The organism is Finegoldia sp. P1-F-LS (assembly GCF_052932205.1).
The window spans coordinates 113,220-124,092 of record NZ_JBRFJH010000004.1 but is presented as its reverse complement, the minus strand read 5'-3'; the positions used below and the strand labels follow the sequence as shown (position 1 = coordinate 124,092).

The following is a 10,873-nucleotide window of genomic DNA, read 5'->3' as shown; positions in this document are numbered from 1 at the left end:
TGACTGTTTAGTTAGGAAGTGAAAAAAATGATTCTAATAGGCGCAAAAGACATAGAAAAATCTTTCTTAGATAAGAGCATTTTGGAAAAAGTGACTTTTAATATTAACGACAATGATAAAATTGGAATCATAGGAATAAATGGTGCTGGCAAATCCACTTTGTTTAATATTTTGACAGGAGAATTATCAAAAGACGGTGGGGATTTGTTCATTAAAAATGATTTGAAAATAGGATACTTGAAGCAACACAATTCATTTGATTCAAGTAATAGTTTGTACGAAGAATGTTTGAGTGTTTTTTCAGAAGTATTGAGATTGGAGAACAAACTTCGAGAATACGAAAATCAAATGAATGATGCTGAAGATTTGGAAGATTTGATGAACAAATACCACAGAGATTTGGAAAGATTCGAATCAATGGGGGGATATCTCTACGATTCTGAAATCAGAGGCACATTAAAGGGCCTGGGATTTTCGGATGATGATTTGGACAAAAACGTCACTAATTTCAGTGGTGGTCAAAAATCACGAATAATGCTCGCAAAACTTCTTCTTCAAAAATGCGACGTATTATTATTAGACGAACCTACCAACCATTTGGATATCAAAGCTATCGAGTTTTTGGAAACTTTTCTAAAAAATTACAAAGGTGCTTGCGTTATAATCTCTCACGATAGATATTTCTTAGATGGAATTGTAAACAGGATTTTTCACATGGAAAATAAAACCATCAAAACTTACGAAACAGATTACACTGGTTTTATGAAACAAAGAAAAATCTACATGGATATTCAACGTAAAACATACGAAAATCAGCAACGTGAGTACAAGAGACAACTTGAAATCGTTGAAAAATATACAAGTACTGATAATGCGAAAAAGAATAAGCAAGGACAATCCAGAAAAAAACTTCTAGATAAAATGAAACTAATGGATAAGCCTACTTATGATGACGGAACATTTGGAATAAAATTCAAAATATCCTCGCCAAGCGGCAAAGACGTGTTGATGGTTGAAGATTTGTCCAAAAAAATTGACGACAAGTTAATTTTTGAGAACTGTAACTTAGATATATATAAGGAAGAAAGAGTTGGACTAATCGGAGCAAATGGGGTTGGTAAAACGACTTTATTTAATATTATAACTAAAAAATTAAAACCAACTTCAGGAAAATTCAGATTAGGATCTAATGTTAATATCGGATATTTCGACCAAGAACAAATTTATTTGAACGACAAAAACACGATTATCGATGAAATCTGGGACGAATATCCCAAAATGACTCACTACGAAATCAGAAGTGCGCTTGCTATTATGAATTTTGTTGGAGACGATATCTTCAAACTGATTGAAGATTTAAGTGGTGGAGAAAAGGCTCGTGTATCGTTATTGAAGTTGATGCTTTCAAAATCAAATTTTTTATTACTGGACGAACCTACTAACCACTTGGACATAGACTCAAAGGAAAGTTTGGAAGATTCTTTAATAAATTACGAGGGTACGGTTTTTGTAATTAGCCACGATAGATACTTTTTAAATAGAGTTTGTGATAAAATTATTGTATTAGAAAAAGACAAATCGACGACTTTCCTTGGAAATTACGATTATTATCAAGAAAAAATAAATGATTCTAAAACAGATGAAACAGAAGAAAGTTTGAACAAAACTGCCGCTGTTAAGGAAAAGAAAAAACAACGCGCTATTACTAATAATCTTAAAAAATTAAGGAAACAAATCGAGACTATCGAATCAAATATTGATAAAATTGATGAGAGAATCAAAGAAATTGAAGATATTTTTTGTCAAAATGACATTTACGATGATCCGAAAAAAATTCTTGAATTAAATGAAGAATTGGAAAATCTTAACGCTGAGAAAAATTCTTTGTATTCAGATTGGGAAGATAAACAATTGGAATACGAAGATTTTGATAAAAATTAAGGAGGGAAAACTTGGATTTTTTAGAAAAAAGATTTCGTTTAACTGAGAAAAAAACAGATGTTAAGACGGAATTAATGGCAGGATTTACTACGTTTATGACTATGAGTTATATCTTAGCAGTAAATCCACAAATGTTGAGCCAAACTGGAATGGACAAGGGCGGTGTTTTTACGGCTAGTGTAGTTGCAAGTATAATTGCAATGATTTGCATGGCTTTTTTAGCGAACTTACCATTTGGACTTGCTCCAGGTATGGGACTTAATGCATTTTTTACATTTACAGTTGTTAAAACATTGGGCTATACTTGGCAATTTGCGCTTACTGCAGTATTTTTAGAAGGTATTATATTTTTAATTCTCTCACTATTTAAAGTAAGAGAAATGATTTTTGATGCGATTCCAATTAATTTGAAAAAAGCAGTTAGTTGTGGAATTGGACTTTTTATAGCGTTAGTTGGTTTAGTAAATTCAGGAATTATTTTAAAAGGTGAAGGTACTGTTTTACAATTAGGAAATCTATTGAGCAGAGAAAGTGTAGTTTTCGTTGTAGGATTATTCATTATCGCATTGCTTTTGGCTAGAGAAATCAAAGGAGCGTTGATGTATGGAATTTTGGCATCAACAATTTTGGCGTTGATTTTGGGAGTGTCAAAATACCAAGGTGGATCTCCAATAACATTGCCACCATCATTAGCTCCAGTAGCTTTTCAAATTCAATTCGACAAGATATTTACTTTCGATATGTTCACAGTAGTGTTCACATTCTTATTTGTAGATATTTTTGATACCGTTGGAACTTTGGTAGGGGTTAGTGCAAAAGCTGGAATGTTAGATGAACAAGGTAAATTAAAAGAAGCTTCTCCTGCATTATTAGCAGATGCAATTGGTACAACAGCTGGTGCTTTGCTTGGAACAAGTACAGTAACTACATTTGTTGAATCAGCATCAGGAGTTGCAGAAGGTGGAAGAAGTGGCCTTACAGCTTTATCTACTGCATTCTTTTTCTTCCTAAGCTTATTCTTGTTCCCAGTGTTTGGAATGATTCCTGCACAAGCAACAGGACCTGCATTAGTAATCGTTGGATTATTCATGCTTAGCTCAATCAAAGAAATCGACTTTTACGATTATTCGGAAGCAATTCCAGCATTTATAACAATAATTGCAATGCCATTTTGTTATTCAATCGCAGAAGGAATTTCTTTTGGAATGATAAGCTATGTATTGATTAAATTATTAGCAGGAAAAAGAAAAGATATTTCAATTTTGATGTATATCTTGGCAATAGTATTCGTTTTAAGAATAATTTGGCCATTATTTTAAATAAAAAATAAATGAGTAGTGCATTTTAAAATGCGCTACTATTTTTTTGCTAAAAATTATTTTAGATTTAAAAATTTGATTTATTGTAGTAGAGAATTTTATTTATAAATTTTATCAATAAATAAGGCCATATTTATTGAATGATTCTATAAACCATAAAAAGGTTTTATTTGATGTTATAATGAAATTGGTGATAAATATGTATTATGTAGGAATTGATATCGGATCAACTGCTTCAAAGGTAGTTGTGTTGGATGATTCAAAAAAAGAAATTGTATTCAAGAAAGTTATGCCAACAGGATGGAGTTCTGTTGAAACTAGCAAAACTATCAAAGAATGGCTTGAATCAAATGGGGTTAACGAAGATAATAGCAAAGTTGTCGCTACGGGATACGGAAGAGTTTCTGTTCCTTTTGCGGACAAAGTTGTTACAGAAATAACATGCCATGCAAAGGGCGCAAGTTTTTTCAACGACGCTGACATGACTATTATCGATATTGGGGGACAAGATACAAAAGCGATAAGCTACAAAAATGGTATGGTGGAAGATTTCATAATGAATGATAAATGTTCTGCCGGTACTGGAAAATTTTTGGAAGTAATGGCAAATCGTCTTGGAGTTGGACTTGACGAAATGTTTGCATTGGCAAGAACTGGAAAAGATGTCAAGATTTCTTCAATGTGTACAGTATTTGCAGAAACAGAAATTATTTCATTAATTGGAAAAGGTACACCTAAAGAAGATATTGCTTGTGGTGTAATTAATTCTATTATTAACAAAGTGAAGACTTTGGTTCACAGACTTCCTGCTACAGATTATTATTTCTTAACTGGAGGTTTTTCGGGAAATGATTATATGACAGAACATTTGTCAGAGCTTTTGTCAGCAACTGTAGAAACAAACGAGAATGCAAGATTTGCAGGGGCAATAGGAGCAGCAGTCTTAGCAAGATAATGGATTATTTGGATATTAGAAAAAACGCATACATCGATGCACTCACATTGAGAGAATCTACAACTGTTGTTTCATTGTGGGGTAGAGTTCCATGGGAAATCGTCGAGAGTTTTGGAGTTACAACGGTGTATTCTTATGGAATAGATAGGGAAGTCACAGAAGATTATACGGATAATAACTACTGTGATATGTTGAATTCTTCTTTTGCTTATTTGGAACTCGGGAGATGTCCTTTTATGTTTAGTTCATCGTTTTTTATAGTAGATGATAGTTGCAAAATTCGTTACGAAACTTTGAAAAAGAAAACTAACAAGGATGTTTTCGTGTACAAATACAAAGATTACAAGTCTTTGATTGCGTATTTGGAAGAAAAATTAAACAAAAAATTTGACGAAAAAAAGTTCTATGAACTAATCGAAAAATCAAGAGAAATTTCATCTCTTATATTCAATCTCAGAAAATGCGATATCGATGAGAGAAGAATTTATGAGGTGGAGTATTTCTCCAAATTTATCTTCGACATTGACAAAAGAATAGAATTCATCAAACGACATATAGATGATTCATTTAGGGAAAAATCATCTGTAAAACTTCAGGCAGCAGCTGGAGTGTACAAAAAATTTGATCAGTTAATCAAAGAAGGCTATTTTTGTGAAGGTGAATATCACGATATTTTTACAAAAAAAGGTTTTGAATACATAGATGAAAAGTACAGGCAATTTGATTTCAAACCAGATTATGTGATATGTAACTGCAGCCAATTTGATTATGATGATAATGTAATTACTTACTAGGGGGTATTTAAAATGGCAGATTACAGAAAAATGTGGGAAGATTTAGGAATGGATGTCGATCAACACGACGTTTTATGTGAAGTTTTACCACAAGCATTTGGTGATGTATATTTATCACAAGAAAACAGACCAGAAAAAATGGATTATTTCAACATGGTTGTTGCAGAAATCCACGGGATTAGACCAGCTGAATTAATCGAATTCCAAAAAAACGGCGGAAAGGTTGTAGGAACATTCTGTATTCACGTTCCTGATGAAGTAGTATTTGGCTGCGGAGCTATCAATACTGGTTTGTGTTCAGGATCACAATTCTGGGTACCAGGTGGAGAAAAATATCTTCCAACTGCAACATGTCCGCTAATCAAGGCATCTTTGGGTGCTAGATTTGAAAAAACTTGTCCATTCTTCAGACTTGCAGACTTATTCGTTGGAGAAACAACTTGCGATGGCAAGAAAAAAGCTTGGGAAATCATGTCAAAAGATGCGCCAATGTATATCTTCGATTTGCCACAAATGAAAAGAGACAAAGACGTTGAATTCTTCAAAGACGAAGTTTACAGATATATCGATAGAATCGAAGAATTAACTGGCAACAAATTAACTCCAGAATCTTTACACGATGCTATTGTTTTAATCAATAACAAAAGACGTGCAATGCAAAGATTATGGGAATTCCGTAAATTAGATAATGTTCCAATCAGTGGTAAGGACTGCTTATTGATTTCACAAATTGCATTCTACGATGACCCAACAAGATTTGCACAAAAAGTTAATGAATTATGCGATGAATTGGATAAGAGAAAAGAACAAAACGTTAGTGTGTACAAAAAAGGCGCTACAAGATTAATGTTAACAGGAACTCCATTGTCCATTCCAAACTGGAAATTACACCACATCATCGAATCAAGTGGAGCAGCAGTTGTATGTGAAGAAATGTGTACAGGTTCAAGATATTTCGAATTAACAGTAGATGAATCTGGAAAGACTATGGACGAAATGGTTGATCACTTAACAGATAGATACATGAAAGGTATCAACTGTGCATGCTACACTCCAAACACTGAAAGAGTTGACGACATCATCAGACTTGCAAAAGAATACAACGTTGATGGTGTAATCGATGTTAACTTAAAATTCTGTAATATTTACGATACAGAAGGTCACATTGTAGAAAAAGAACTTAAAGACCACAACATTCCAGTATTGGGAATTGAAACTGATTATACAGACGAAGACAGCGAACAATTGAAGACAAGAATTGAAGCGTTCGTTGAAATGATTGAAAATGGCAGATAAAATGAACTACATCTTGTTCAAAGATGTAGCAAACGGACAAAAACTTTACGATTTAATCAAACAAAATTCTATTAAAGCTACGATTGCGCCAACACCAAGAGTTTTGGATGTGTGTTGTGGGATTTCTATATTGTACGATAACTTGGAGGACAAACCCAAAATCGAAGAAATTATAGAAGAAAATAACATCGAAATCAAGGGCTTTCACGAAATAGAACGAGATATTAATCCCAACAGGATGAAGTTTCTATAAATTGTAAAATCAAAAGAGCACACGCAGTGCTCTTTTTTAATGCTTGTGAAAAGCTTAAATATGGTAAAATAATAGTAGCAATAAAAAGGAGAATAAAAATGAGAGCTGGAATTTTTCAATTTATGAATGATGCTGTTAAATTAATAAATAGTCGCAATAAATTTATAAACTTTGTTGCGGAAGAAGCAAAAGAGTTTTTCAGTAAAGTTTTTGAAACGAACGAAGATGTTATTAATATTAACGCACGTGTAAAAAAAGAAGACAGCATCAAAGAAAAAATACTAAAACAAAATTATTATATAAAATGTAAAGACGTAGAAGATGTGTTCAGTCTATTTCCGGATTTGATAGGAGTTAGAATAGAATGTCGTTTCAATGAAAACGAAAAAGATTTGTACGAATATTTGAAAAGACTTTTTTATTACAAAGACGAAAATGGCTATTATTACTCCAAGTATGATATGAGAATCAGGCTTAATTTGGATCAACCTCAACCACAAAAACAAAAAAACGGGTTTGAAATTTATAAAATTGACGCAATTTTCGTGGAAAATGAAGAAATGAAAATAAATTTCGAAGTGCAAATAAAATCCATGGTTAATGTATTCTGGGGAGAAGTAGATCATTCGATTTTGTACAAAAATTCAAACTATGTAATGACAGAAGATTTGATACGTGATGTGATGTATTCAATCAAAAACAACCTTACAATTATCGACAAACAACTCAACAGTGTTTATAAAAAAATGATGACAGTAGAATCAAACGAAGATGATGCAACAAGACAACAATTTAAGAGCATCATAACAAAAATGATTCATGATGGTTACATGCTCAAGCTAAAATACAATCTAGGATTTGTAATAGATATGAGAAATATTGCAAATGTGGTCAGCGATTATCTGTTTTCTGTGATGGATGTATTAGAGAAAAAACAATACGAAGAGAGGTTAATCGACATATTAAACAAAGTAAATGCAATAAGTAACAAGCCGATTAGTTTTGGTGAGTTGTATGATTTTTCAGATATGGAATTTGGAGATTACATTCACACATCATTTGCACAAGGACTCAATAGCAGATTGGACAAGGACTTCAACTGGAATTTCTGTCTGTCGATATTATTTGCCATTGATGACAGAGAAAACGACGAGATTTTCATGGATTTTGTGTATTATGTGATATATTCCATAAGAAGAATCATCGAAAAAGAAATCAGTAACTGCAATATCAACCAAACTTACCAAGATATTTTGACGGATAAATTAGTGAAAGAAAGTATAAAATATTTGTCAGAATCATATAATATTAATAACTTTTCACAAAATTCATTTGAAATAATCGGAGAAATCGTAGAAGATTTCGTAAAAGATGTGGAAAGCGTGGAAGATATTGAAAAGTTAGATTTTTTAGCATTGAGAAACAAATTCTTGGAAAAATTTGAAGGAATCAAAAATGAAGATTAGATGTGGAACTGATATTCTAAGAGTTTCACGAATAAAAAACATAAAAAATCTGGATAAATTTATGAAAAAAGTCTTCACTGAACGAGAAATTTCATATATTGAATCCAAAAATAGAAGTTTCCAGACTATTACAGGGATGTTTTGCATGAAAGAGGCAGTGTCAAAAGCTTTGAAGACTGGAATTGGTAAAATGAGTTTTATGGATGTAGAGTCTATACATGATAACGGATTAGTTGTAAAATTAAATACAGATAAATTTCCAAAAGTTTTAGATATTGATGCATCCATTTCTCATGATGGAGAATATGCAGTAGCAATGTGCGTGTTGATGTTGGAGGATTAGAATGGATTTTACAATAAAAAAAAGAAATCCCTTTTCCAATAAAGGAAACTACGGAAGAGTATGCATAGTTGGTGGTTCGAACGGAATGTGTGGCAGCGTCTACTTGGCGAGTATGGCAGCACTTAGATGCGGAAGTGGATTGGTGTACACAATTGTTCCTGAAATTATCTCGGAAATTATGCAAATTAAATCCGTTGAGAATATAATACTTCCACTTGAATGTGAGGATAAAAAATTGAGTGATAATTCTATTTCTCAAATTTTAGAATATATTTCCAATAAAAACTGCGTAGCAATTGGATGTGGAATGGGAAAAGATAAATTAAATTACGAGTTGATAAAATCTGTACTCAAAAACTTCCATAAACCAGTGTTGATAGATGCAGATGGATTGAATTCAATAAAAGATTTCAGTGAACTAGAATTTGATGATTATTCTGTTGCCATAACTCCACATCCACTGGAATTTAGTAGACTTTCGGGATTGGATGTAGAATATATCAATCAAAACAGAGAAAAAGTTGCATCAGATTTTTCAAAAAAACACAAATGTATAGTAGTTCTCAAAGGTCATCACACAATCGTCGCAAAAAATGATGAAATTTATGTAAACAATACAGGAAACGCTGGAATGGCAACAGCTGGAAGTGGGGATTGTTTGTCTGGAATTATTGCAAGTTTTATGCACAACAGAGATGTGTTCGAGGCTTGTAAATTGGGAGTTTACATTCACGGACTGGCTGGAGATTTTGCAAAACAAAAAATAGGAGAGGACAGCATTATTGCATCGGATATTATTAGAAATTTACCGGAAGCGATTAATGCTTGTAAGGAGAAATAATGTTTAAATATCAAAGTTATTTGAAGGTTGATTTAGATAAATTAAAACACAATTACAAAGAAATCAAAAACATAAGCAATTTAGTCAAAATGTGTGCCGTTGTAAAGGCCAATGCTTATGGGCAAGGCGCAGCATTTATTACAAAAGAATTGGAATATTTGGGAATAGATTACTTTGCAGTGTCCAATATAAATGAAGCCTTGGAACTTCGCAAAAATGGAATATTCAAACCAATCATGATTTTAGGCTACATTTCCAATGAAAACATTGAAGTCGCAATCAAAAACAACATCGAATTAACAGTTTACGATTACGATACTGCAGTTGAAATCAATAACGTTGCAAAAAGTTTGAACAAAATATGCAAAGTTCACATCAAAATCGACACAGGAATGACAAGATTAGGGTTCCAAGTTAGACTTGATCACGATAAATGCTTGGAAGAAATATTCAAAATTTATAAAATGGATAATGTAGTGTTGCAAGGAATTTACAGTCATTTTTCAGATGCTGATAGTGAAGATTATTCCTATACCAAAGAACAATACAATACATACATTGGTTTTATGATTGATGTGGAAAACAGAGGAATAACTGTTCCAATAAAACACATAGCAAATGATGCAGGAGCGATAATTCACGGATATTTCTTAGATATGATAAGATGCGGAATCGGACTTTACGGCTATCACGCATCAGATTATGTAAGAGAAAATTCTAGGTTAAATCTGGAAGAAATATCTTCGCTTTACACAACAGTGTCAATGATTAAAACAGTTCCAAAAGGAACGGACATTGGATATGGAAGAACCTTCACGACAAACTCTGAAACAGTAGTTGCAACAGCGACAATAGGTTATGCTGATGGTTATCCTTTGGAATTATCCAACAAAGCCTATGTGATTATCAACGGCAAAAAAGCAAAAATTTTGGGAAAAGTCTGCATGGACCAAATTATGATAGATGTAACATACATTAGAGATGTAAAAGTCGGCGACAAAGTTTTGTTGTTCGGAAAAGATGACATGGGAGAAATATCATTGTATGAGTTGGCAGAAATGGCAAACACAAATGTCTATGAGCTTTTGTGTAGAGTTACAATGAGAATTCCTAGAATTTATACTAGAAATGGAAAAGTCGTAGAAGTGTGTGATTATTTACAAAAAATCAACTAATCTTAGCCCAGCTTTTAAGTTGGGCAAGTTTATGATATTGATTTCTTGAAGTGTTTTGGATATAATAAAAACAGTTCTTAAAATAGCGAAGAGTTTATAGGGTGAGTTTATGAAAGTAAAAAGAGGAGACATATTTTACGCAGACTTAAGCCCTGTTGTTGGATCTGAGCAGGGTGGTGTAAGACCTGTCGTTGTTGTTCAAAATGATGTGGGAAACAAATACAGTCCAACCGTAGTCATAGCAGCTATTACTTCACAAATAAATAAAGCGAAATTACCAACACATGTGGCAATAGAACGATCCAAGTACGGTTTACCGAAAAATTCAGTTATTTTAGCTGAACAAATAAGAACTATTGATAAAAAAAGGCTTCGTGAAAAAGTAGGTAGCTTTGATGATAGAGTTCTGATAAAGTTGGATGAAGCTTTAAAAATATCTGTGGGTATATAATCTAAACTACATATTTTATAAAAAAGTTATCAAATTTGA

General features: G+C 32.6%; 11 protein-coding genes. All 11 read left to right on the top strand.

Annotation, left to right across the window (positions count from 1 at the left end; all coding sequences use genetic code 11):
* Nucleotides 1-27 precede the first annotated feature (27 nt).
* The 11 genes from ACU68Y_RS04995 to ACU68Y_RS04945 all read left to right on the top strand — a co-directional run bounded on the left by ACU68Y_RS04995 (nt 28) and on the right by ACU68Y_RS04945 (nt 10,834).
* Complete coding sequence (locus ACU68Y_RS04995; protein WP_446755597.1) at nt 28-1,941, top strand: ABC-F family ATP-binding cassette domain-containing protein; 1,914 nt, start codon at nt 28-30, stop codon at nt 1,939-1,941.
* 11 nt (nt 1,942-1,952) lie between these two features.
* Nucleotides 1,953-3,260 (top strand): NCS2 family permease, encoded by a 1,308-nt coding sequence (locus tag ACU68Y_RS04990; RefSeq protein ID WP_060790351.1) that lies wholly within the window; start codon nt 1,953-1,955, stop codon nt 3,258-3,260.
* Between the two features lie 199 nt (nt 3,261-3,459).
* On the top strand, nt 3,460-4,215 hold the full coding sequence (locus tag ACU68Y_RS04985; RefSeq protein ID WP_446755598.1) for an acyl-CoA dehydratase activase: 756 nt from the start codon (nt 3,460-3,462) through the stop codon (nt 4,213-4,215).
* Nucleotides 4,215-5,009, top strand: coding sequence for a 2-hydroxyacyl-CoA dehydratase (locus ACU68Y_RS04980; protein WP_446755599.1), 795 nt, complete (start codon nt 4,215-4,217; stop codon nt 5,007-5,009). The genes ACU68Y_RS04985 and ACU68Y_RS04980 overlap by 1 nt, the downstream gene beginning before the upstream one ends.
* Nucleotides 5,010-5,021: 12 nt before the next feature.
* A complete protein-coding gene (locus tag ACU68Y_RS04975; protein WP_002837167.1) occupies nt 5,022-6,305 on the top strand; it encodes a double-cubane-cluster-containing anaerobic reductase in 1,284 nt (427 codons plus the stop codon).
* A complete protein-coding gene (locus ACU68Y_RS04970) occupies nt 6,295-6,558 on the top strand; it encodes a DUF3343 domain-containing protein (RefSeq protein WP_446755600.1) in 264 nt (87 codons plus the stop codon). Before ACU68Y_RS04975 ends, ACU68Y_RS04970 begins: the two co-directional genes overlap by 11 nt.
* 98 nt (nt 6,559-6,656) lie before the next feature.
* Complete coding sequence (locus ACU68Y_RS04965) at nt 6,657-8,024, top strand: GTP pyrophosphokinase (protein ID WP_035112988.1); 1,368 nt, start codon at nt 6,657-6,659, stop codon at nt 8,022-8,024.
* Nucleotides 8,014-8,367, top strand: coding sequence for a holo-ACP synthase (gene acpS, locus ACU68Y_RS04960; protein WP_446755601.1), 354 nt, complete (start codon nt 8,014-8,016; stop codon nt 8,365-8,367). The genes ACU68Y_RS04965 and acpS overlap by 11 nt, the downstream gene beginning before the upstream one ends.
* 1 nt (nt 8,368) lies before the next feature.
* A complete protein-coding gene (locus ACU68Y_RS04955) occupies nt 8,369-9,208 on the top strand; it encodes an NAD(P)H-hydrate dehydratase (protein ID WP_446755602.1) in 840 nt (279 codons plus the stop codon).
* Complete coding sequence (gene alr / locus ACU68Y_RS04950) at nt 9,208-10,383, top strand: alanine racemase (protein ID WP_002839539.1); 1,176 nt, start codon at nt 9,208-9,210, stop codon at nt 10,381-10,383. The genes ACU68Y_RS04955 and alr overlap by 1 nt, the downstream gene beginning before the upstream one ends.
* A 109-nt stretch (nt 10,384-10,492) precedes the next feature.
* The gene (locus ACU68Y_RS04945; RefSeq protein WP_002835111.1) at nt 10,493-10,834 is read left to right on the top strand and encodes a type II toxin-antitoxin system PemK/MazF family toxin; all 342 of its coding nucleotides are present in this window, start codon (nt 10,493-10,495) and stop codon (nt 10,832-10,834) included.
* The last annotated feature ends 39 nt before the right edge of the window (nt 10,835-10,873 follow it).

Bases quoted from the DNA above. Each gene is read 5' to 3' on its own strand.
- ACU68Y_RS04995 (WP_446755597.1), top strand. From the start codon at position 28: ATGATTCTAATAGGCGCAAAAGACATAGAAAAATCTTTCTTAGATAAG.
- ACU68Y_RS04985 (WP_446755598.1), top strand. From the start codon at position 3,460: ATGTATTATGTAGGAATTGATATCGGATCAACTGCTTCAAAGGTAGTT.
- ACU68Y_RS04980 (WP_446755599.1), top strand. From the start codon at position 4,215: ATGGATTATTTGGATATTAGAAAAAACGCATACATCGATGCACTCACA.
- ACU68Y_RS04975 (WP_002837167.1), top strand. From the start codon at position 5,022: ATGGCAGATTACAGAAAAATGTGGGAAGATTTAGGAATGGATGTCGAT.
- ACU68Y_RS04970 (WP_446755600.1), top strand. From the start codon at position 6,295: ATGGCAGATAAAATGAACTACATCTTGTTCAAAGATGTAGCAAACGGA.
- ACU68Y_RS04965 (WP_035112988.1), top strand. From the start codon at position 6,657: ATGAGAGCTGGAATTTTTCAATTTATGAATGATGCTGTTAAATTAATA.
- acpS (WP_446755601.1), top strand. From the start codon at position 8,014: ATGAAGATTAGATGTGGAACTGATATTCTAAGAGTTTCACGAATAAAA.
- ACU68Y_RS04955 (WP_446755602.1), top strand. From the start codon at position 8,369: ATGGATTTTACAATAAAAAAAAGAAATCCCTTTTCCAATAAAGGAAAC.
- alr (WP_002839539.1), top strand. From the start codon at position 9,208: ATGTTTAAATATCAAAGTTATTTGAAGGTTGATTTAGATAAATTAAAA.
- ACU68Y_RS04945 (WP_002835111.1), top strand. From the start codon at position 10,493: ATGAAAGTAAAAAGAGGAGACATATTTTACGCAGACTTAAGCCCTGTT.